Below are 20,743 nucleotides of genomic sequence, written 5' to 3'. Positions count from 1 at the left end.
CGTTATTACACTCACCGAATCGATATAGTCTCGTTGTCACATGTGGTTTGGCAACCGACACAGGGCGGGAGGAGAGCAAAGTAAACCCAATTGGAGCCGATACGTGGGGTTAATTAGAGGGGACTGATTGCTGAGACGCAGCGACCCGGCCGACTTCATTTTCGATTATGTTCCTATATAACAACAATTTAATCAGTTGTACATGACGAGTGAACTGGTTGGGACCCGTTTCATCACTCTTCAATATTTCACCAAGCAGATGTGGATACACCGGATCTCGAGTGAACCGGTAATTAGGAGATGTGCTACCAACTACAGAGCGTGTATCTCTTAACCCTCGCCCCTATTCCGGAGAATTGTCCGGTTTGCGTTGATGCGAAAATGTAATGAGGCTGGTTCCGACGCGACCACCGTTTATTTGGAGCTATTTGCTGAATTCAGTCAGCTCTTGGTTGAGTTTCTCTTTTTCCTCGTAGAAGAGCGCGTGACTACTCTCTTCAAAGCGAACGAGCTCCGAGTTTTCGATTCCGTCGTGGAGCTTCTCCGCCGTCAGCTCGAACGGACAGGCCTCATCGTGGACGCCGTGACATATGAGTGTCGGAACAGAGATGTTCGCGAGGTCGGACCGAAGATCCATCCTCCCAACTGCTTCGATCGAATCGGCCATGGCCTGTGGCGACGATTCCATGCTCATATTCTGGAGCCAATCTTTCAGTTCGGGACTCGGTTCAGAGTGAAACATCGAATCGGCGAAGTCACTGCTTACCTTCGCTCGGTCCTCATAGCATCCCTTAGCAAGGTCAATGAATGCAGCTTCATCGATACCTTCCGGAAAGTCCGGTTTTTCAGCTAGAACAGGACTTGCAGCACCAAGCAGCGCCAATTTTTCCACGTGTTCTTCGTTATGGCGGCTCATATAACGGGTGACGACCCCACCGCCCATCGAAAAGCCCGCGAGTGTTACATCATCGACATCGAGTTCATCGAGAACCGTCTTGAGGTCGTCGGCGAACATGTCGAAATCGTATTCGCTCCACGGTTTGCTCGACTGTCCGTAGCCGCGAAGGTCGATACCTATACATCGAATATCATCTCTGGGGAGTTGGATGTACTGATATTCGAACATTCGGTGGCTCAGTGGCCACCCGTGTACGAACACAACCGGTGTACCTGATCCCCAATCTTGAACGAACAATTCCACCCCTTCCTCGACTTCGATTCGGGTCATGCTGACCACTGGCTGGTCAACCAATGAGTATATATGTACTTTGGCAGTCTTTCTTACTGACCAAACGTTATTCTCGTATTTAATCTATACAAAATTAACTGCGATTGAAATCCTGCGTCTTCAGAGTACACAGGCGTGAACATCAGTTTGCATTTAGAAGTGTTTCCAGCCACTCTCAATATGGAGTGAGGTGCGAAATACTCCCGTCGAATTGTGAACAGATATACGTGGGGTATTGGGGGGTAGTCCACTACCGCTTATACTGCAAGTCAATCGCTAAAACCAGGCGAATTCAAGAAATCGACCTCGCTGCCGCCGTGCGTTCTACGTCGGTTATAGACTTAGTCACGCGTCTTGAAACGAGTCGAAATCCCAGACGACAGACTGCTTTTCACCCAATTGTTCGGACGACCGGATCCGATTGTCGATTACGATGAGAGTTGACATACGAAATAATGCACCACGAACTGTACATGGTTCGATTCGTGATATCGGGGGAGTCCACTTTCGCCTATAAAATCAAACAGAGGTTAGCACACTGTAGGACGAAAAAAGTCCCCGGATACTATATTCGACACACCGCCAGCATGTGCTCCGAGAAATCCACGACCGTCCTGTCCTCGCGGAGCAGTTTCACCACTTCCCGAACGCTCTCGACTGCCTCCTCGTCGGCTTCTTCCAGTTCGGTTTTCATGCGGTTTGCAATGCCCTCCAAACCGACCAACTGCTCGACTTCGAAGCCCGCTTTCTCCAACTCCGATTCGAATTCGTCGGCGCGGAAGAAGTGGCACTCCGCCCAACCCTCGCCGTCGCTGTACTCGTCCACGCGGGCTTGGGTGTACTTGCCGTCCTCGGCGATGGGCGCGAGCAGGCCGTGAGAGGAATCGAGGTTGAACCGGAGGATGTCTTGAATGGCCGCAAATCGACTGATGACCGAGACGAAGACGGAACTGTCGGTGCGAGCGACCCGCCGGAGTTCGGCCATCGCCGTCGCTCGTTCGTCGTCGTCCACGACGTGCGAGAGCGGGCCACCGAGACAACAAACCGCGTCGAAACGGTCGGCCTCGAATCGCAGGTCGCGCACGTCGCCCTGCTCTGCTGAGAGTCGGTCTTCGAAGCCGCGGGCTTTCGCGTTTTCGCGGGCGAGTTCGACTTGTTTTGCGCTTAGGTCAACGAGCGTAACGTCGTGGCCGCGCTCTGCAAGCCAACAGGCGTACCGGCCCGCGGCACCGCCCACGTCGAGGACGTGGCCCGATTCGGGAAGGTGGGCTTCGAGGTAGTCCGTCGTGTTTTCGAACTCCATGCGGGTGACTGGGTCGCGGTCTAAGCGCTCCCACTCGCCCTCCGCGAACTCGTCGTAGTACGTTTGCGGGTTCATGTCGGACATGGTTAGGCCCTCTCCGATTTCGTTCGAATCGCTGTGCGTCGCGTGGATGTGGATTTGTGCATCTGTGTAGTGTTGAAGTTGTTCGGATGCGGTTCACGGGGCGCCGGGGTTCACCCCGACCGTCACCGTCCAACCGGCCTAGTTCCGAGGCTCCACCCGACGAAAAGCAGTTGCTGGCCCAGTATTTGTGCCAGCGTGGGGTGGAGCGATATTTGTCACTATCTAGTTGTTTTAGTAACAGTATATAATTATTTGGGACAAGTATCGTCGGGCAATCAGAGCGCCTTGACGACTAGCACATCGGCACAGACGGTACGACTGACCGAACTAATTGGTGCGCGCTGGCAGAAACCTCCTGGCAAATTTCCCCCGGTTTGTGCTGCAGTCGCGAAGGGCTTCGTGAGCAAAGCTCTCGTGAACGACGGTGGAGTGAACGAGAGCACGGATGAGCTTCGCTCTTCCAAAGTGCGTGAGAAACGCAGTCGGTTGGGGGAGGGTATGGACACCGAGATTTCGCAGAAATCTCGATTGCGAGTAGCGCGGAACGCAGTTCCGCGGACAGTCGAACGGCGGAGCAGCGAGACGACGGCATAGCCGCGAGCAGGCGGTGCGGAGGCGGTTTCAGTGGCGTCGGCAACTGCCGAGAGTTTCATTGAAACCAGTTGTTCTGCACTATCCTCGGTGTAGACAATTATCATAAACACAGCTACCATTCTTCGTCGCGTATCCCGAAGACGAAATCGCTTTAGCCCGCCACTGCCACCGGAAACTGTGACCCGCGTCCTGCTCGTCGGTTCGGAGGAAGTCGATTTGCGCGCCGAACTGTTTTCCCGGGAGACGGCACGCGATGCCCTCGCCACCTTCCAACTTCGCGAACCGTATCGAAACTGCCTCGAACTGGAGACCATCAGCGTCGGCTCCGCCACGTCGCTGTTGAACGACCTGAACTGGTATCTCGTTCGCTTCGTGGACGAGGCGCTGGTTCTCGAACCGAGCATCAGCGACGACGAATGGCTCTCTCGGAACCTCGCGGCGCAGGTTCGGGACGGCGACCGCAATCCGGCGGAAACCGACCCACTGCTCAAGATGTACGGGGTTGAAGCGAACGAGTCCGGCAAGGAACTCGTAGAGCCGATGTATGTCGCCCGAACCGTGGACGGGGTTCCGGAGTACGACCTGCGCGATGTCGATGAAACGCTGGTGGTGCGGGTGACGGACGAAGAGTTCCGGTCGTAGTAAAGCACGTTGTTTGTTAGCATCCAACATTGAGTGGATTGTAGGTTGCTGAAAATAAACACGTGAAATTTGTTGAGATTGTATTGTAAGCAGTGATTACTGACGGGTAGCCGCTCTTTGTTTTCCTTCAGCTTCCTCATAACAAATTGGTATACTGACCTTAGCCGAATTGCATGTCGGAAGAAAACAATGGCAACGAGAACGGTATCAAACGAAGGAACTACCTAAAAGGACTCACCGTAGGCGGCGCAGCCATCGCCGGTTTCGGTGGTCTTTCCATGTCCTCGCTTGCGCAGAACGGAGACCCTATCGAGGCATCGTTCTGTAGTGAAGCGAGTACACCACCCGAGAATCCACCAGGTGGACAAGCGGGTCAGTGTATCAGCTGCGCACGCGAGGCCTGTGGCACTGAACCGATCGCCGTCGGGCTGGTTACTGGCCTTGACGGAACCTGCTATACGACATCGGCGGAGGAGATTCCCGACAATGCGGACTATATAACGTTCAAGGCAGGGCAGAACTGTTTCCTGGCGGAGGTTCCCGAAAATCCGGAGGGCGACGTTACGTGGTGTCTACCAGAAGGGTCGCAGGACATCAGCAACGCGACGTTCTACACGTGCGGTGGCGAAAATCCCCCAACGGTCGACGACGTGGCCGCATCTTGTGACGAGATAGTCATCACCACTTCGAACATTCCCGATGGAGATACGCTCGACGTTACGGTGGAATTCGCGGACGGAACGACGGAGACGTACGAAGACGTGGAGGTGCAGAACGGAGAGGCAACCGTCTCCTTGCCCGGCGACTCCAACCCGGTATTCGTTACGGTCACGTATCAGGATAACCTGATCCTGTTCGACGAGGGCGTGGTGGCAGACCCACCGTGTGAAGACGAACCGGCAGTCACTGACGTCGAGGTCACGTGTGCGCAGATCACCATTCAGACCGAAAACATCGACGAAGGTGAGACGCTGGACGTGACAGTGACCTTTACGGACGATTCCACAGAAACGTACATGCCGCAGGTCGACGCTAACGGCGTTGCAGTGGTCGAACTTCCGGGCGACCGAGATCCGGAGCAACTCCTCGTGGAGTACGACGGAATGGTGCTGTTTGATCAGTTTGTGGCGGCGTCCGATGCGCCGTGCCGGGGACAGCCAGAGTGCCCACCCGACCTCAACATCGCATTCAAATATAAGTACGGGACGTGGTGGCCCGACACCTACGACGATATCGGTGACGAGGTCGACCCCGATGTATTCTCGGTCGAGGGCGATCAGAAAGAGGTGACCATCTGCGCTCCCTTCCCGTTCGCCGTCAGCTACGCGACGCGGAAAAAGGGACACGATGGCAAGAAGAAACACGACGGCTGGGATGGCTGGGATAAAGGCGATGGCAAGAAGCACGGAAAGAAGGACAAGAAACACCACGACGACCACAAGCATCACGATGACAAATCGTGCGGTTGCTTCGACGATTGCAAGGAACAGGAGCCGGTTCTCGCGGAATCGGTTGACGGCCAGTTCTGCGCCACCATCTCGAGCAACGCGGACTGCGAGCGGAAGAAGAAAGCGAAGATCTGCTGGTTCCGCGTCTACTGCCCGGAGGAAAACAACGACTAGAACGGCGATGACGATGGGTGCAAAGGCCAGCATCGCTCCCTGTCAACTCTGAAACGTCCGGTACGGAACGTGTCTCGACGCGGAAAACTGGCACTATCCTTTTTTCGTTCGCCGGAGGTCGAAGCAGAACCCTATCGAGAGTGATAGAACGACGGTTCGCGGAATCAGTTCACTGCACGCGAGCATAGGGTGGCCACGCGCTCGGCGCAGTGGATGACCTCGGAACGGAACACCGCCAAAATGAATCCCTGAGGAATGAAACTTGTTTCGGCGGAACTCTTTTCGCCACTCTTCGCAACTCTCATGGCATGGGGGAGCACATCAGTTCCGAACAAGTAGAGGAGTGGCTCGACGAGGACGTCGTTCAAGACGTACAGCGAGTTTCCGACGACGAAACGGAGTTCAATTTCCAGCTACGACTCGCGCGACTACCCCTCCACATCATCAAAGAAGAAACGTGGGGGCCGCTACGACTGGTCAGCAAGAACGCGTTTGACACCGACAGAACCATGGAGCTCAAACAGGACGACCGAAGCAGACAGGAGCTACTGGCTCGAATTGGGCCGGTTTTGGCGGCGACACCGGGATTCTACACGTTTCTCGACGAGGAGGGAATCTCCTGTGACTTCGCGGAAGCGCACTCGATTCAACTCGAACACCGAATCTATCCCGACGGCGCGAGTCAGCAGGCGACGATGGAGGGACTCATGAACCTCGCAACTGCGGTACGATATCTTCAAAACACGATTGCGGTAATGCTCCAGAATCAGCAAACGTAGAGAGTCGCCGCACTCTTCGAAACCGCCCGCCGTCAGGAAGTATTTCTGACACTCACCTCCGGATTCTATCGTGGGAAATTGACAAAATACATTCATATTGACTCCAGACTGGGCAAAGACCTGTTCCTTCTCCCCACAAAATGTTGAATAATAATGCAATTGTATTGAATACTATGGCAACGAGAACTATCCCTTCGGCTATCGAATCGGTGACCAAACTCGGTCCCCGCCGGATGCAAGAAACCATCGACATCATCGTTCTGTTCGTTCTGTTCGGACTGACGCTCGTGGTGATGGGCCTTGCGTCCGGACTGCTCGCCCCGGAAATCACGCAGGGCGTCGTCGTCGTTCCGCTTTACGTCTTCCTCTACGGAATCATGGGCGGACTGGTGTACGTCTTCGTCAACGTGAGCAAGGGTAGAATTACGGACGAAAACGGGGGAAACGGCGGTCGAAACGGACACGACACACCCGACAAGAACATGTTCCCGGATAGATTGGCGGAGCCGGATAGCGGGGACTGGTTCGAACGAATCAACATGTCCCAAATCGCATTGTACCTCCCCGCCGCCGCATTGCTCTCCGGCGGGGCGTACCTTGTCTCCCTCGCGTTCTACAATGCGGATTCCACCGGACAAGTCGGAGCAGTGGCCGGAATCGCCTTCCTCGTCGGTCTGTTCGTTGACACTGCGTTACAAGAGTTTAAAGGATTGACAGGAAGGATCCTCGGCGAACCGAGCGAAAAGGAAATTCTCGTCGAACGGGTGACAGGGTACAGCGAAGCAAAGCGTGACTTCGACAGAATACAGGAGAGGCATGTCATGGATACGATTTTAAGCGACTTCGACAGTGAGAACGAACGACTTCGAAAGTAGGCCAATCCTGTTTTTGCTTCGTTAGTCGAACATTCCGGTCGAAAGGTATCGTTCCCCGCTGTCGGGGAAGACGGTGACGACGAGCGGGCAGTCGTCGTATCCCTGTTCGACCCCGCCGTCTGAGGTTACTGCCGACCGCTGGTTCCCCTCGCCATCTGCCATCATCTCGCTCCACTCTTCGGGCATCTCCGGGCAGTTGAGTTCTGGTTGGGCCAGTCGCTCCGCAACGCGGTACGCCGCGATGCTCGCCGCCCCACTCGACTGCCCGACGAGGATTCCTTCGTCTTGGGCAAGTCTTCGGCATTCCTCTTCCGCATCCTCAAGTGAAACTGTTTCGACCGAATCGAGTAGGTCGGTGTCGAGCAGGTCGCTGACGAATCCCGGGCCCATGCCCTGATACTCGTCCTCGCCGGGTTCGCCGGTCGAAAGCACCGCATTTCGTTCCGGTTCGACGGCGATAACTTCCATATCCGGGTACTCCTCTAACAGCCGCGTGGCAGTTCCGGTAATCGTGCCACCCGTGCCGACACCTGCGACGAGGGCGTCGATTTCGCGCCCTTCGACTTGTTCGATGATTTCCGCCGCTGTCGTCCGGTAGTGGGCGTCCGCATTCGCCCGGTTTTCGAACTGGCCGAGTTGAATCGTCTGTTCGGATTCGGTCAGTTCGTCGGCACGGGCGCGGGCCGACTCCATGTTTCCATCCACGAGTTCGAGGTCTGCGCCGTAGGCTTTGAGCAGTTGCCTGCGCTCCGGCGATTTCGACGCGGGCATGACGATAGTCAAATCGTAGCCTCTGGCGGCACAGACGACCGCGAGACCGATGCCCGTGTTTCCGCTGGTCGGTTCGACGATTCGGTCGCCCGGTCGCAGTTCGCCCGCGCGTTCGGCGGCCTCGACCATCGCCAGCGCCGGGCGGTCTTTGGCAGACCCGCCGGGATTGAACGATTCGATTTTCGCGGCCACGGTCGCACCCTCGGGCGAACGAACGTGGACGAGCGGCGACCCCACGATGTCGAGGATGGACGATTTCATACCCGGCGTGTACGGTTTCCACACCTAAACCCCTACTGGACACCGGCAGGAGATGCCGGAAGAAACGGTTGTTTATCACGTTCCGGCCCAAGTCACGAACATGGAATCGACCGAACCAACCCCGACGTGGGACGCGAGCGCGCACAGCGAAACAGTCAGCGCAATCGAAGCGGGCGTCGGCGAAGTCACCTACCGAGTGTGGGGCGCAGACTGGTGTGGCGACTGCCGAAGCGCGCTTCCGGACTTCTTCGCTGCGCTGGACGCTGCAGGCGTCCCCGACGACGAGATGAAGGTGTACGAGGTAGACCGCGACAAAAACGGCGAACTCACCGATGAGTACGACGTGACGCTCATCCCGACCATCGTCGCGGAGCGCGACGACGAAGAAGTCGCGCGATTCGAGGAGAGCGAAGACATCCCCGCCGCGGAGTTCGTCGCGCAAAAACTGCTCGAAAGCGACGTGTCGGCCTAATCCTGTCTCATTTTCCGACTTATTCTGGCGCGAGGTCGTCGGCCCACTCCAACCCGGCGTCGATGTCCGTCACCGGTGGCGAACAGGTGAACGACCGACAGACGTAGAGCGTGGGTTCACCCTCCGCGTCCGCCTCCCGATTCGCCCAAATCGGTGGTACCTCGTCCAAATTCAATTTTTCACACCACGCCGCCAGACCGTCCTCCGTCGGCGGTCGGTGTGCCAGAATCCGCATTGGAAGGTAGGTATCTGCGAGTCGCTCGCGCCATTCTCCGGGAAATTCGTCCGCCGAAATCGTCAGTTCCAGCGACCCCGTGGCGTGTCGGTCTGCGGCGAGCGCGAGGGTCGCGTACTGGAACGGATTCGACTCGATGGTTTTCGAATGGGTTTCGAGCACCGATTCGGCGATGTCGCCGAATCGGTCATGGGGCGCGAACTCGGAGAGAACGAGTAAGGTGTCAGTGGCGACGCCGAGACTGGACGGCGTGGACTGGTCGGCCAACTCCTGCGGGCGAGCAACCAGTCGCTCGCCGCTTTCGGGGGTGAAATAGAGGGTTCCGTGCTCGTCGTCCCAGAACTCGCGTTCGATTGCCCGCGCGAGGTCGAGCGCGAACCCGAGGTGGTCGGGGTTCGCCGTCGCCTGAAACAGGTCGAACGCGCCGCGCGCGAGGAAGGCGTAATCTTCGAGGTAGCCGTCGATTGCGACATCTTTGTCTTTGAACCGCCGCGAGAGAGTCCGTTCGTCCTCGTCCCAGAGATTTTCGCGGACGAAATCGAGCGCCGATTCGGCGAGATTGGTGTATTCGTCGTTGAGTACGAGTCCGCCCTCTGCGAGCGTGGAAATCAACAAACCGTTCCATCCGGCCAGAATCTTTTCGTCGCGCGCCGGGCGTTCGCGCCCCTCTCGGGCCTCGAACACTTGTCTTCGAGCGTCGTCAAGCAGTTCCCGGACTTCGCTTTCGTGCAAGTTGTACTCCTCCGCGAGATTCGGAACGCTTCCATTCAGTGTGAGAACGCTCTTCCCCTCGAAGTTACCCGATTTCGTGACGCCGTAGCGGTCGCAGAACAGGTCTGCCGCGGTTTCACCCTCCACTACGTCGTGAATCTCTTCGGGCGTCCAGACGTAGAACGTCCCTTCCTCGCTTTCGCCCTCCTCGTCCTCGCTTCGGGCGTCCAAGGTGCTGTAGAAGCCGCCTTCCGGATGGCGCATCTCCCGGTCGAGAAACGCGAACGTCTCGCGGACGAGATTCGCGTAGCGTTCGTTGCCGGTGAGTTGGTAGCCCGCGAGGTACGCACGCGGCAGTTCCGCGTTGTCGTACAGCATCTTCTCGAAATGGGGCACCGTCCATTTTCTGTCGGTGGCGTAACGGTGGAAGCCGCCACCGACGTGGTCGTACAGGCCGCCGTTCGCCATCGCGTCGAGGGTTTCGATAGCGACATCGGCGAACTGGTTCGCGCCGGTTCGGTCGAAGGCCCGAAAGAGAACGTCGATTCGTGCGGGTTGCGGGAACTTCGGTCCTTGCTGTCCAAATCCACCGAAATCGCGGTCTGCACTCCGGACGATTTGCGAGGCCGCGTTTCGGAGCAGTTCCGCGTCCGGCGCGTCGCCCGCTTCCGGTGTCGATTCCAGTTCGCCTTCGATGGCGTTCGTCCACTGTTCGGCCCGGTTTTCCATCTCCTTGCGGTCGGTCTGCCACGAGTTGCTGATGTTTTCGAGCAGGTCGGTAAAGCCGGGGCGCCCCTGCCGGGACTGTTTTGGGAAGTAGGTACCGACGTAGAACGGCTTTCCTTCGGGCGTGAGCCATGCCGAGAGGGGCCACCCGCCGCCGCCCGTGACCTGCTGGCAGATGCTCATGTAGATGGCGTCGATGTCGGGGCGTTCCTCGCGATCGACTTTGATGGGAACGAAGTTTTCGTTCAGCAGTTCCGCCACGTCCTCGTCTTCGAAGCTCTCCTCTTCCATGACGTGACACCAGTGGCAGGCGGAGTAGCCGATGGAGAGGAAAATCGGAACGTCGCGTTCGCGCGCCGCTTCGAGGGCGTCCTCGTCCCACGGTTGCCAATGCACCGGATTGCCCGCATGCTGGCGAAGATACGGACTCTCCTCTTCGTCCAGTCGATTGTGCCGCGTCGGGTCGCTCATGGTCGGGGGTTGGCCGTCGAATCACGTAAAGACCCGGACTACCGCACGACTGATGGTAACGTATGACGTACTACAGTATCATGTCTGAAACAGACATTACTGACAGGTTTGCAGAGGAGATCGTCTCGACCTGTCGAACGGGGATTGGGGACACCCTCCGAAGCATCATCCACTTCACACCGAGCGAGTCGGAACTGCTCTACCTGAGAAACGACCTCTACGGGGGCGACAAAGAGCGTGCGATGGGACTAAAGATGGTGTTCGTCAACAACGAACGACTCGGGTTCGGCACGCACGAAACGTACAACAGGCTCAGGAAGGAGGACGCGGAGCCGAACATCGGCGACTACGAACTCACCATCCGGGCTTTCTCGGATGGGTTCGTCAGCCGCGTCATTGTCGGGGAACAGGGCATTTTACTGACAAGCGACAGTCTTCACATCGCCGACTTCGAGGAGGTCGCGGTGTCGCTACGGAAGATGCTGGCTGAACACGCAAACGAATAATCATATACGTGCATACTTCTAGAGTGGATAAGGACAACCTTTACACCACTGTGCCTATATTGTCCGCGCATGAGCGAAACCGTTCTGCTGGTCGGTGGTGGCGGACGTGAGCACGCTATTGCCCGATCACTGGCCGACAGTGACGCCTCCCTGTACGCCTGCGCAGGGAACCGAAACCCCGGCATCGTGAGCATCGCGGATGGCTTCGAAACGCTCGACACGACGAACACGACGGCAGTGGTTTCTTATGCCGAGGACGTGGGTGCGACCCTCGCCGTCGTCGGGCCGGAAGGCCCACTCGCGGCGGGGGTCGCCGACGCGCTGGAAGACGCCGGAATCTACGCTTTCGGGCCGATGCAGGCAGAAGCGCGAATCGAGACGGACAAGGCGTTCCAGCGGCGGTTCATGCAGGAACACGACATTCCGGGTTGTCCCGACTTCGAGACGTTCGAAAACATGGAAGAAGCCTGCGAGTACATCGACGAGCACGACGGCGACCTCGCGGTAAAACCCGCCGGACTGACGGGCGGAAAGGGTGTCAAAGTCATCGGCGACCAAGTGACGCCCGAGGAAGCGACGGAGTACCTCCGCGACAGCGACTACGACCGAGTCGTTCTGGAGGAACGACTCGTCGGCGAGGAGTTCACGGTGCAGGCGCTCGTCGCCAACGGGCAACTTCGGGTCACGCCCGCCATCCAAGACCACAAACGCGCCTACGAGGGCGACGAAGGGCCGAACACGGGCGGAATGGGCAGTTACAGCGATTCAGGCCTCGAACTGCCGTTCATGGCCGAGGACGACTATCACGAGGCTGTTGACGTGCTGAAAGCGACCGTCGATGCTCTAGACGACTATCGTGGCGTCCTCTACGGACAGTTCATGCTCACTGCGAACGGCGTGAAAGTCATCGAGTTCAACGCTCGGTTCGGCGACCCAGAGGCGATGAACACCCTGCCGGTCCTCACGACGGATTTCCTCGACGTGCTGGTCGCGGCGCGCGACGGCGACGACCTGCCGAAGCTCACCTTCGCGCCCAAAGCGACGGTCTGCAAGTACGGCGTGCCTGCGGGCTATCCGACCGACCCTGAATCCGGCGCGAAAATACAGGTTGACGAGGAAAGCGCGGGCGACGCGCTCCTCTTTTACGCCAGCGTGGACGAGCGCGACGACGGCATTTACACGACGACGTCGCGTTCCTTCGCGGTCGTCGGACTCGGCGACACCATCACAGAGGCGGAAGAAATCGCGGAGGATGCTCTGTCGGTTGCGGGTGAGAAAGGACTGCACATGCGCCACGACATCGGAACCGAGACCCTCATTCAGCGCCGAATCGACCACGTCGAGGAACTGCGTAACTAATCGTAGCAACCGCCTACCGCAATCGACAATCGAACTATAACCAAGGTATTCCCGCATGACGGATTCACCATGGACGATAAACTCACCACGGACGAAATATTCGACGTACTTGGACACAGTCACCGACGGCACGCACTCACTGCTTTGCTGGACTGCGATGGAAAAGCAACGATGACCGAACTGGTCGAGAAAACGAGCAACCGAATCGAAACCGCTCCCGAACGAATTGAAGTCGGATTGCATCACTCGCATCTCCCCCGACTCGAAGGGATGGGCGTGGTCGAGTACGACACGGACACCAACGTCGTGCAACTGACCGACACCGCGAGCGAATTGAAACCGTTCGTGGAACTAACAGACGAGTAAGTTCAAGCTATCCGGGCACAAATCCCGGCCCGTGAGCGACGATACGACCCGCCGCCATGAGCGAATTACCCATCACGCCACCCCCGGCGGCTTGAACTCCTTGCAGTACTGGACGACAGCGCGGAGTCCACTCCGGGTTGCGATTCAGTACCTCGTCATCTGGCTCGTGCGAATCAATCCGAGCCTGCGCCTCAAAAGCTGGCTTCTCCGCCGAATCGGGGTTTCGGTCGGGAAGGGTGTCTCGTGGGGCCTCGAATCGACGCCGGACGTGTTCTGGCCCGACCTCATCACCGTCGAAGACCACGCTATCATCGGCTACGATGCGACGATTCTCTGCCACGAATTTTTACAGGACGAGTACCGAACCGGCGAAGTAAAAATCGGCGAGCGCGCGATGATTGGCGCGGGAGCTGTCATCCTCCCCGGCGTGGAAGTCGGTGCTGGCGCACAGGTCGCCGCAAACTCGCTGGTGACGCGGGACGTTCCGGCGGGAGAAACGGTTGCAGGCGTTCCGGCGAAAGCGATGTCGAGCGAAGAGTTGGATTCGGAGTAGTTGGGATTCCGTTTGTATCGTGTCGGACGATACGTCTACCTTGTTCTGTTCTCGATTCAAAGACAGATCGTAATCGTCGTCGGATACGTAATGCATAGCTTCTTTGGAGAGTCAATTTCTAACCGCGATGTATGTTTGTCGGATATTTTTCGGTCTATTTCACCAGTTCCCAGACCTGTACGCTGTCCCCATCTGTGAGTGGTTCTCGGTTGAATCCACCCCACACCGACCACTGTTTAAATGCGGACTGACGTGCCAGTAGGTCGACCTGTTGTGGTGGGAGATGCGAGAGGACGAACTCATCGCGGGCTACAACATCGCCATCTGTATCTAATAGCTCTTGCTCCGCACGGTATGTCTGTTCCACTTGATTCGCAATCGTCGCCTTGGAACGTCCTCTAAGCAGGGTCCCTTTGTATTCGACCTCTTGAATCTCCTGCCACTCCCCGACGGCCTCGGCGATGACATCATACCGAGGAACGTACACGTCGAACAGCAGTCGGCCACCGGGCGCAAGAACGTCGTGAAAAGCCTTTAGTGCTGCAAGTTGGTCATCGACTTCTCTGAGGTTACAAAATGAGTTGTAGGGAACTAGTGCCAGCGAGTAGGTGCGAGAAGCGCCGATAGACCGTAAGTCGGCTTGCCAAACCGTGGGTGTAACATCCTCAGTAGCAGCTTTTTCTCGGAGAATTTCGAGCATTTCTGGAGAGACATCAAATCCGTCGGCATCGACACCTTGGCGTAACAATTCGAGGTAAAGGCGTCCAGTTCCACAGGCACCTTCCAGTACTGGCCCGTCAGTGCTGGTTGCCGCATTGAGATAGAACGACTCGTCACCGATGTCTCCGTAATCGTGAGACGCCTCGTAAAAGGCTGCCAGCTCCTCCGAAAATTGATTTTTCTCACTCATAGTGCTCATCTAGTTTTTTGAATAAAAATTTGCCGCCTCAATTCCGGGGATATCTCGAATCTGTCCAAGTAACTGCTACTCCGCCTCAGTTCCGCAGTCGAACCGCACCGTTCCGCATGACGAGATGGTTCGGGAGGATGAACTCCTCGCCGTCGTTTTCGATGTGGGTGACGAACATATCGATCTCTTGGACGATGCCCTGATTGCCAGCGACGCGAATCTCGTCGCCGATGCCGTAGGGTTGGTTGAGCAGCAGGTAGATGCCCGCTGCAGAAGAGCGGAGCAAGTCCCAAAACGCCACCGCCCCGAAGACGATGACGGCGAGGACGTAGGCCGCGAAGAGGACGATGAGGGTGAGCGTGGCGACGTTGACTTGACTGAGTGCGATGAGCGTGGAGACGTAGACGATGCTGTATTTGACGATTCGCGGGAGGACGCTCACCTCGGGGAGTTTGACGCTCCGCAGTCGCTCGCTGACCATCAACTCCGCCTTGTCGGCGACGACGAATCCAATGATGAACACCAGCGCCGCGACGAACAGTTGCGGGGTAAAGAGGATAATCTGCCAGAACAACTGCGTGCTCAGCGGCAGTTCCGCGGTGTTGAGCGCGAGCAAAATCGCAACGCCGTAGATGAACCACGAGGTGAGGCGGGCGATGAGCGAGACGGTCGTCGTTCCGAGACTCCGGGCGGTGCGCTCGAACGGTGTTCCTTCCACGACTTCGTGGACGCCCGCTGCCCGGAGGATGCGCCGGTTCAGCCGACCGAGGAGGTAGCCCGCGACACCGCCAGCGATGAGAATGAGAATGGCGAGAACGATTCGGTACTCCTCGTAGAGAAGTACCTGCCAATCGGGTTGCATCCTAATACCCCTCCGGGTCGAGTTCGAGAATCAGTTCACCGCCCTTGAACGACCGGACGAGGCCGTCGCTCTCGGAGAGGACGATTGCCGTGGCGTTGGTGTCGCGCGTAATCGCCCCCGCCGCCATGTGGCGAGCGCCGAGTCCTTTCGGGATGTCCACCCCCTCGGCGGATGGTTCGAGGTAGCGATAGGCGGAGACGATTTTCCCCGAATCCGAGATGACGAAGGCACCGTCCAGTCGGGAGAACTCCTTCAGCATGACGTTCACGATGGGGTCGCCGACGTGGACGTGCGATTTCTCGAATGGGTTGTAAGAAAGCGGGCGCGACTTGTTCATTACTTTGCCCGCGTCGCCGACGACGAACAGCGCGCCGACTGGTTTGCCTTTCTGTCCTTTCTTCCCCAGTTCGATGGCGACTTCGAACACGTCGCGGATGACGCCGGGGTCGGCCCGTGAGTTGGCGAACAGGTCGTAGATGCCGGAGTGGGATTCCTCGTTCGCTCGGGTTCGGGTGACGGTGTCGATGCTATCACCGAACATGCTGGCGATACAGGTGAGTTCGTCGCCGTCCTCCGCGAGTCCGTGGTCGATAGCTCCCTCGATGCCGAATCGGATGCGGTCTTTCACGTTGTCGAACTCCAACGGCAGTTCGACGTAGTTGCTCGCGCCGACGTTGTTGTCGGGGGCGACGACAACCAGGTCAGGACCGTCCAGGTCGGCGAACCGCTCGTAGTACGACCCGCTTGGAGAGAAGAGGAACACCGCGTCAACGCCACTGACAAGGTCCTCAAGAAGTTCGCTCAGGTCAGTCATTATAGAAGGTCACTCAATCACCGGAGAAAAGGTTTGCGGGGGTATATGTCACCCGTGATTTCTTTTTATGAATACGACCCTCCTCGTGGATTCGAGAGGTTTTCATCCTCATCTACGTTCACAACTCGAAAATCTTACATACCCATATCGGCGCCGGGGTCGGGAACCGGCAAATCGGTCGGTTTCACGCCGAGCAGTTCCGCCGCGTGGTCGAGCGCCATGTCGAAGCCGTAGTACCGCTCGATTTCGGGGCTGTCCGGCGTGTCGCGCACTTTGAGCATGCCGTACCCCTCGATATTTTGTGCAACTGCCGCGGTTCGCCCGTCACGAGAAAATTCGAGGACGCGCTCGTGGTCGGTTTCGAAATAGGTCGCCGATATTCCGTTTTCCGAAATCGTGGTCATAGATTGGTATTCGAAGGCAGGGCAGTCGAAGGTATCGGTTCCACCGAAGCAAAAGGTAGGTGTCCGAGGACTGTGTCGACTGAGCCATGACGCGATGGCACCAAAGCGGCACTCGGCGCGACATGTGTATTCTGCTCGCGGAGGCCGGGGAACTCCGCGGCCAGCGACTCAAATCCCGTCTCGAATCGCACTACGACACACAGCTCGACCCGAAGCGATTTTACAGCACGTTGACCAGCCTCGTGGAGGCAGGCCACGTCGAAAAGCGGGTTGAGGGTCTGTACGACGTGTATTCACTGACTGACGTGGGGGAACGGCGTTTGCATGAGCAACTTCAGTGGATGCAAGAGAAGGTAGAACACGACGGTTCGGAGTGATATTCAGAACGGTGTAATGACGGTGTTTGTCGTCGTGGCTCGCTCCCGACAGACGGTCACCGGTGTCGATTTCGCACTGTCGGTTTCGTCGCAGCGATTTCGGTGGAGTCGTGATCACATAGCGCGCAAATGACCAACCTGCGTTAGTCGCGATTGCGCAGGTTACCAATCGTACCGACACGGGAGATACGAACGAGTTATCCGGTTCTCCGCGATTTCGAGAGTTGCGCTCACCTCAGAATAATCCGGCTCACTGCTGAACCCGCGGAGGTTTTGAGTCGTTAGGAGAGGAGAGCAGTAACGTCAGTCGAAGAAACCATCCCGACGTAATCGCCATCGACGACAGGAAGATGTTTGATACCGAAGGTAGTCATCATCGCTGCGACCTCTTCCATATAGAGGTCGGGAGTAACAGTCTCCACGTCCGTCGTCATCACGTCCGAAACCTGCAACTCGGTGGGGTCTAAACCGTTGGCAGCGGCGTCGAGTACGTCGGAACTGCTGATTATTGCCCGCGGAGTGGTCGTCACGACCAACGCACTAATCTCGTTTTCACGCATCACTGTGGCGGCCTCCGTGACCGTTGCCTCCGGAGAAATAGTCTTCAACGGCGTCGACATCATGTCTTTGACTCGGGTTCGGTCGTCGGTGCTCATACGACTACGAACGATACCAAGGACTATTGTTGTTTTCATCGGATGGCAGAGTTCTAGCTATTCAAATTCGTCGAACAATAGCATCTCAAAGCTCGACGAGTTCGACGTTCTCGGCGGCCTCCTCGGCCAACTCGAAAATCCCATCGGGGTCGGCGTTTTGGGCGATTTCGAGGGTGGCGTTCGTCTCGGGATAATCCGGCGCGATGCGGTTACAGCCCGCCGGAATCGTGGAATCGGTGTAGGTGTCGATTTTCCGGGCGCAGGCGACGATGTCGCTTTTGTCCATCGTGAGCAGGGGCCGGTGAATCGGCATCGTCGTCGCGGCACTCACCACGCCGAGGTTGCGCGCGGTCTGGCTGGATTTCTGTCCGATAGCCTCCCCCGTGACGATTCCGTGGGCGGATTCCTCGCGGGCGATGTGCTCGGCGACGCGGTACATGAACCGCCGGAACGAGAGCATCCGGGCCGGGCCGACTTCGTCCGCGAGGCGATTCATCGCCTCGCCTGCGGGGACTTTTCGAACCCGCATGTCGTGATTCGGGGCGTATTTTTTGAGCTTCCGAACTGTCTCGATTGCGCGGGCCTCGTGGTCTGCGCCACCGTAATCGCCGAGTTCGAGGTAGACCGGAATCACCGGACTGCCGCGTTTCATGACCTCCCACGTCGAAACGGGCGAGTCGATGCCGCCACTAACCAGCGAGACGAGTTTCGTCTGGGTGCCGAGCGGGAGACCACCCGGCCCATCTCGCTTCTCGATGAAGACGAACGCTTCCGTCTCGCGGACTTCGACGGAGAACGTGATGTCCGGGTCGTCTAAATCGACTTCGGGGTTTTCCACCGCCTCCCAGACGGCGGTTCCGCCCTTGCGTTCGAGTTCCGCGCTAGTGAACGGATGGTCTTTCGAGGCGCGGCGGGCGCGCACGGCGAAGGTTCCCCCATCGTAATGTTCCTGTGCGGCGTCGGCGAGCGTCTCTTCGATGAGTTCCTGTTCTGGCGAGACGACGACTACCGGACTGGCAGACTGAACGCCGAAGGTGTCCGCGGCGGCAGTCGTCGCCTCTTCGACCGATTGCTCGTCCGTGTGGACGAGAAGGCGCGACCAGCGCCGTTCGACTTCGGCGTCGATATCTCTATCTTCGAGAATCGCGGCCATGTTGTCGCGGAGCCGTCGCTCCATCTCGGTCTGCACTTTCCTACTCTTCACGCCCACGTCCCCGTGCCGAACGAGGACGGTGTCGGCTCCCGACGGGTGCATAGACGGCCATAGCAGAAGCCACAATAAACGAGTGTCGAAGACGGGTAGCGATTCGAAGGCAAATATCTATTCGAAGAAGAGTTGCGATTTCGATACCGGTTAGAAGGTTCGAACGTCGCCGTTGACGGCGCGTTCCGTGATGGTCGTCACGTTCGCAAGTTCCTCGTCTACGATTGCGACGATGTCGTCTTCGATGTCGGCGAGGGTGACGCCGTCTTCCGTGACGACCTGTGCGTCCGCGACGTGTGGTTCGTCGATTGGGCGGCCGATTTGGGACAACAGGCGAACCCGCATGTCGCGGATGCCATCGACTTCGGAAACGACGGTTTCCGCGATGCTGGTGCTTAGCAGGTTGTAGATTTTTCCGATGTGATTGACCGGGTTCTTCCCGCTCGTCGCTTCCATGCTCATGGAGCGATTCGGCGTGATGAGGCCGTTTGCGCGGTTGCCCCGACCGACCGACCCGTCATCGCCCATTTCGGCGCTCGTGCCGGTCGTGGTGAGGTAGATGCTATCCTCGGTGTCGGCAGTGTTGACGTGGATGTTCACCTCGCGGTCGGTGTACTCCTCGGCGACGCCGTGGACGTAGTCCCGGACGTTCTCCACCATCTCGTCGTACTCGTCGCGGTTGTCGATGTAGGAATCCACCATCGCGGCGGCGACGGTCACGTCGATTGTGTCGCGCTCGCGCTTGCCCATGATTTTCACGTCCGGGCCGAGCGCGGGGTACTCCGCGACGAACTCGTTGTTGAGTCGGTCTTCCGCGTTTAGGACGATTTGCTCGGTTTCGCTAAGCGGAGCGTGGCCGACGCCGAAGCTCGTGTCGTTCGCCATCGGAACCGTGGCACCGTCTTCCGAGAAGACGCTCTGGAGGTCGCCACTGCCTTCGCCGAGTTTTACGTCGAGGATGACGTCCGTGCCGACGTCGAGTTCCGGAATGTTCTCGTTCAGGTAATCGCGGGCCGCCTCCAGTGCGATGGTGTCGGTCGGGATTTTGGTTCCCTCGTACTCCTTGGTCGCGCGCCCGGTGAGGAGGATGTAGATGGGCTCGACCATTTCGCCGCCGCCAAACTGCGGGTTCGAACTGCCCGCGACGAGTTGCGTTTCGTCCGTGTTGTAGTGGAGCACCTTCCCGACGCGGTCGAGATACGCCTGCGAGAGTGCGCTAGAAATTGCCTCCGCGATACCGTCACAGATAGAGTCGGGGTGGCCGATTCCCTTTCGCTCGACGATTTCGATGTCCTGGTCTTCGACTGCCCGGCGGTCGATAGGTTCCACCTGAATGTTCCGCTCTGTCATTATCTCAGGTTCTCAGTCACGGATTCTATAACTTGCGGAAACGGTTTGGCGTGCCAGTATTACTCTCCCGTATCGGCGAGGAGCAAACCGAGGTACGACGTGCGGACTTGTTCGTTCGGATCGAGGTTCAAATCAGTGAGGACATCGTACGCCCCCTCCCGAACGGATTCCACATCCGTTTCCGCCGCCTCGGCTTCGACCTCTACGAACTCGCCGAGTCCCATTACCGAATCGAGCGTGACGATGTAGCTGTCCAGTTCGAATCGCTCGCGCTCCTTGTGGACTGTTTCGGTCGCGTCGAACCCTAGCGCGGACAGCAGTGCATCCACGGTGTCGCCGTCGCCGACGACGGTTTCGTGTTCCTTGCGCGTCTTCGACTCCTCTTCGACCAACGGGCCTTTGTACGTCACGACCTCCACGGTTTCTTCGTCTCCCGCTTCCCGACGAACCCGGAGAGCTTCGTCGGTTTCCGCGAAATCCCGGTGGGGCGCGTCGTAGTAGAAATCCTCCTGCGTGACTTTGCCGAGCGGATTCGCACCGAGTTCGTCCAGTCGGTCACGAACCTCCTCGTGGTCGGCGCGAACCTTCACTTCGACCTCGTACATGTT

Annotated in this window: 22 protein-coding genes; 10 read left to right on the top strand and 12 right to left on the bottom strand. The window is 57.9% G+C overall.

What is annotated here, in order from left to right; translation table 11 throughout:
• Positions 1–424 precede the first annotated feature (424 nt).
• Both BW974_RS07780 and BW974_RS07775 read right to left on the bottom strand, forming a co-directional pair.
• On the bottom strand, positions 425–1,228 hold the full coding sequence (locus BW974_RS07780; RefSeq protein WP_076429488.1) for an alpha/beta fold hydrolase: 804 nt from the start codon (positions 1,226–1,228) through the stop codon (positions 425–427).
• 565 nt (positions 1,229–1,793) lie between these two features.
• Positions 1,794–2,615 (bottom strand): class I SAM-dependent methyltransferase, encoded by an 822-nt coding sequence (locus BW974_RS07775; RefSeq protein WP_076429486.1) that lies wholly within the window; start codon positions 2,613–2,615, stop codon positions 1,794–1,796.
• Between the two features lie 771 nt (positions 2,616–3,386).
• Between BW974_RS07775 and BW974_RS07765 the strand changes: the two genes are divergently transcribed.
• The 4 genes from BW974_RS07765 (at position 3,387) to BW974_RS07750 (ending at position 7,127) form a co-directional block, all read left to right on the top strand.
• Entirely contained in the window at positions 3,387–3,851 is a 465-nt protein-coding gene (locus BW974_RS07765; RefSeq protein WP_076429482.1) for a DUF5804 family protein, read from the top strand.
• Between the two features lie 173 nt (positions 3,852–4,024).
• Positions 4,025–5,473 (top strand): hypothetical protein, encoded by a 1,449-nt coding sequence (locus BW974_RS07760; RefSeq protein WP_076429480.1) that lies wholly within the window; start codon positions 4,025–4,027, stop codon positions 5,471–5,473.
• A gap of 308 nt (positions 5,474–5,781) precedes the next feature.
• A complete protein-coding gene (locus BW974_RS07755) occupies positions 5,782–6,252 on the top strand; it encodes a hypothetical protein (protein ID WP_076429478.1) in 471 nt (156 codons plus the stop codon).
• 173 nt (positions 6,253–6,425) lie between these two features.
• The gene (locus BW974_RS07750) at positions 6,426–7,127 is read left to right on the top strand and encodes a hypothetical protein (RefSeq protein ID WP_076429476.1); all 702 of its coding nucleotides are present in this window, start codon (positions 6,426–6,428) and stop codon (positions 7,125–7,127) included.
• Positions 7,128–7,148: 21 nt separating this feature from the next.
• On the opposite strand, the gene BW974_RS07745 is transcribed toward BW974_RS07750, so the two are convergent.
• Complete coding sequence (locus BW974_RS07745) at positions 7,149–8,159, bottom strand: PLP-dependent cysteine synthase family protein (protein WP_076429474.1); 1,011 nt, start codon at positions 8,157–8,159, stop codon at positions 7,149–7,151.
• 52 nt (positions 8,160–8,211) lie between these two features.
• On the opposite strand from BW974_RS07745, the gene BW974_RS07740 reads away from it, so the two are divergent.
• Positions 8,212–8,631, top strand: coding sequence for a thioredoxin family protein (locus tag BW974_RS07740; RefSeq protein WP_245799955.1), 420 nt, complete (start codon positions 8,212–8,214; stop codon positions 8,629–8,631).
• 19 nt (positions 8,632–8,650) lie between these two features.
• Here BW974_RS07740 and BW974_RS07735 read toward each other — a convergent pair whose 3' ends face one another.
• The gene (locus BW974_RS07735) at positions 8,651–10,774 is read right to left on the bottom strand and encodes a thioredoxin domain-containing protein (protein ID WP_076429472.1); all 2,124 of its coding nucleotides are present in this window, start codon (positions 10,772–10,774) and stop codon (positions 8,651–8,653) included.
• A gap of 80 nt (positions 10,775–10,854) precedes the next feature.
• On the opposite strand from BW974_RS07735, the gene BW974_RS07730 reads away from it, so the two are divergent.
• From BW974_RS07730 to BW974_RS07715, 4 genes are all read left to right on the top strand, one after another.
• Positions 10,855–11,280 (top strand): DUF7522 family protein, encoded by a 426-nt coding sequence (locus BW974_RS07730; RefSeq protein ID WP_076430295.1) that lies wholly within the window; start codon positions 10,855–10,857, stop codon positions 11,278–11,280.
• A 69-nt stretch (positions 11,281–11,349) separates the two neighbouring features.
• Positions 11,350–12,639: a phosphoribosylamine--glycine ligase gene (gene purD, locus BW974_RS07725; protein ID WP_076429470.1), complete on the top strand. Its 1,290-nt coding sequence runs from the start codon at positions 11,350–11,352 to the stop codon at positions 12,637–12,639.
• Between the two features lie 69 nt (positions 12,640–12,708).
• Positions 12,709–13,005, top strand: coding sequence for a DUF7344 domain-containing protein (locus tag BW974_RS07720; protein WP_076429468.1), 297 nt, complete (start codon positions 12,709–12,711; stop codon positions 13,003–13,005).
• 31 nt (positions 13,006–13,036) lie between these two features.
• Positions 13,037–13,558, top strand: a complete 522-nt coding sequence (locus tag BW974_RS07715; RefSeq protein WP_076429466.1) for an acyltransferase — start codon at positions 13,037–13,039, stop codon at positions 13,556–13,558.
• Between the two features lie 154 nt (positions 13,559–13,712).
• On the opposite strand, the gene BW974_RS07710 is transcribed toward BW974_RS07715, so the two are convergent.
• From BW974_RS07710 to BW974_RS07695, 4 genes are all read right to left on the bottom strand, one after another.
• Positions 13,713–14,468, bottom strand: coding sequence for a class I SAM-dependent methyltransferase (locus tag BW974_RS07710; protein WP_076429465.1), 756 nt, complete (start codon positions 14,466–14,468; stop codon positions 13,713–13,715).
• Between the two features lie 85 nt (positions 14,469–14,553).
• Entirely contained in the window at positions 14,554–15,330 is a 777-nt protein-coding gene (locus tag BW974_RS07705) for a mechanosensitive ion channel domain-containing protein (protein WP_076429462.1), read from the bottom strand.
• Between the two features lies 1 nt (position 15,331).
• Complete coding sequence (gene dacZ / locus BW974_RS07700; protein ID WP_076429460.1) at positions 15,332–16,144, bottom strand: diadenylate cyclase DacZ; 813 nt, start codon at positions 16,142–16,144, stop codon at positions 15,332–15,334.
• A 134-nt stretch (positions 16,145–16,278) separates the two neighbouring features.
• On the bottom strand, positions 16,279–16,548 hold the full coding sequence (locus BW974_RS07695) for a DUF7111 family protein (protein ID WP_076429458.1): 270 nt from the start codon (positions 16,546–16,548) through the stop codon (positions 16,279–16,281).
• Positions 16,549–16,634: 86 nt separating this feature from the next.
• Here BW974_RS07695 and BW974_RS07690 point away from each other — a divergent pair, with 86 nt between their 5' ends.
• Positions 16,635–16,925, top strand: coding sequence for a helix-turn-helix transcriptional regulator (locus BW974_RS07690; RefSeq protein ID WP_076429456.1), 291 nt, complete (start codon positions 16,635–16,637; stop codon positions 16,923–16,925).
• A 281-nt stretch (positions 16,926–17,206) separates the two neighbouring features.
• Here the strand turns inward: BW974_RS07690 and BW974_RS07685 are convergent, their stop codons facing one another.
• From BW974_RS07685 to cyaB, 4 genes are all read right to left on the bottom strand, one after another.
• Complete coding sequence (locus tag BW974_RS07685) at positions 17,207–17,581, bottom strand: CBS domain-containing protein (protein WP_175609643.1); 375 nt, start codon at positions 17,579–17,581, stop codon at positions 17,207–17,209.
• A gap of 85 nt (positions 17,582–17,666) precedes the next feature.
• The gene (gene thiI, locus BW974_RS07680; RefSeq protein ID WP_076429454.1) at positions 17,667–18,836 is read right to left on the bottom strand and encodes a tRNA uracil 4-sulfurtransferase ThiI; all 1,170 of its coding nucleotides are present in this window, start codon (positions 18,834–18,836) and stop codon (positions 17,667–17,669) included.
• 99 nt (positions 18,837–18,935) lie between these two features.
• Positions 18,936–20,135 (bottom strand): methionine adenosyltransferase, encoded by a 1,200-nt coding sequence (locus BW974_RS07675; protein ID WP_076429452.1) that lies wholly within the window; start codon positions 20,133–20,135, stop codon positions 18,936–18,938.
• Between the two features lie 59 nt (positions 20,136–20,194).
• Entirely contained in the window at positions 20,195–20,740 is a 546-nt protein-coding gene (gene cyaB, locus BW974_RS07670; RefSeq protein ID WP_076429451.1) for a class IV adenylate cyclase, read from the bottom strand.
• Positions 20,741–20,743 lie beyond the last annotated feature (3 nt).

Origin of the sequence: Haladaptatus litoreus (assembly GCF_900156425.1) — an archaeon.
Classification (GTDB): Archaea; Halobacteriota; Halobacteria; order Halobacteriales; family Haladaptataceae; genus Haladaptatus; species Haladaptatus litoreus.
This window is presented reverse-complemented; position numbering and strand designations above follow the sequence as displayed.

Coding starts and splice junctions, on each gene's coding strand:
- BW974_RS07745 (WP_076429474.1), bottom strand. CDS start 8,159: ATGAAATCGTCCATCCTCGACATCGTGGGGTCGCCGCTCGTCCACGTT.
- BW974_RS07695 (WP_076429458.1), bottom strand. CDS start 16,548: ATGACCACGATTTCGGAAAACGGAATATCGGCGACCTATTTCGAAACC.
- BW974_RS07710 (WP_076429465.1), bottom strand. CDS start 14,468: ATGAGTGAGAAAAATCAATTTTCGGAGGAGCTGGCAGCCTTTTACGAG.
- BW974_RS07755 (WP_076429478.1), top strand. CDS start 5,782: ATGGGGGAGCACATCAGTTCCGAACAAGTAGAGGAGTGGCTCGACGAG.
- BW974_RS07760 (WP_076429480.1), top strand. CDS start 4,025: ATGTCGGAAGAAAACAATGGCAACGAGAACGGTATCAAACGAAGGAAC.
- BW974_RS07740 (WP_245799955.1), top strand. CDS start 8,212: ATGCCGGAAGAAACGGTTGTTTATCACGTTCCGGCCCAAGTCACGAAC.
- BW974_RS07720 (WP_076429468.1), top strand. CDS start 12,709: ATGGACGATAAACTCACCACGGACGAAATATTCGACGTACTTGGACAC.
- BW974_RS07730 (WP_076430295.1), top strand. CDS start 10,855: ATGTCTGAAACAGACATTACTGACAGGTTTGCAGAGGAGATCGTCTCG.
- BW974_RS07685 (WP_175609643.1), bottom strand. CDS start 17,581: ATGAGCACCGACGACCGAACCCGAGTCAAAGACATGATGTCGACGCCG.
- BW974_RS07775 (WP_076429486.1), bottom strand. CDS start 2,615: ATGTCCGACATGAACCCGCAAACGTACTACGACGAGTTCGCGGAGGGC.
- thiI (WP_076429454.1), bottom strand. CDS start 18,836: ATGCACCCGTCGGGAGCCGACACCGTCCTCGTTCGGCACGGGGACGTG.
- BW974_RS07750 (WP_076429476.1), top strand. CDS start 6,426: ATGGCAACGAGAACTATCCCTTCGGCTATCGAATCGGTGACCAAACTC.
- dacZ (WP_076429460.1), bottom strand. CDS start 16,144: ATGACTGACCTGAGCGAACTTCTTGAGGACCTTGTCAGTGGCGTTGAC.
- BW974_RS07705 (WP_076429462.1), bottom strand. CDS start 15,330: ATGCAACCCGATTGGCAGGTACTTCTCTACGAGGAGTACCGAATCGTT.
- BW974_RS07690 (WP_076429456.1), top strand. CDS start 16,635: ATGACGCGATGGCACCAAAGCGGCACTCGGCGCGACATGTGTATTCTG.
- cyaB (WP_076429451.1), bottom strand. CDS start 20,740: ATGTACGAGGTCGAAGTGAAGGTTCGCGCCGACCACGAGGAGGTTCGT.
- BW974_RS07675 (WP_076429452.1), bottom strand. CDS start 20,135: ATGACAGAGCGGAACATTCAGGTGGAACCTATCGACCGCCGGGCAGTC.
- BW974_RS07780 (WP_076429488.1), bottom strand. CDS start 1,228: ATGACCCGAATCGAAGTCGAGGAAGGGGTGGAATTGTTCGTTCAAGAT.
- BW974_RS07735 (WP_076429472.1), bottom strand. CDS start 10,774: ATGAGCGACCCGACGCGGCACAATCGACTGGACGAAGAGGAGAGTCCG.
- purD (WP_076429470.1), top strand. CDS start 11,350: ATGAGCGAAACCGTTCTGCTGGTCGGTGGTGGCGGACGTGAGCACGCT.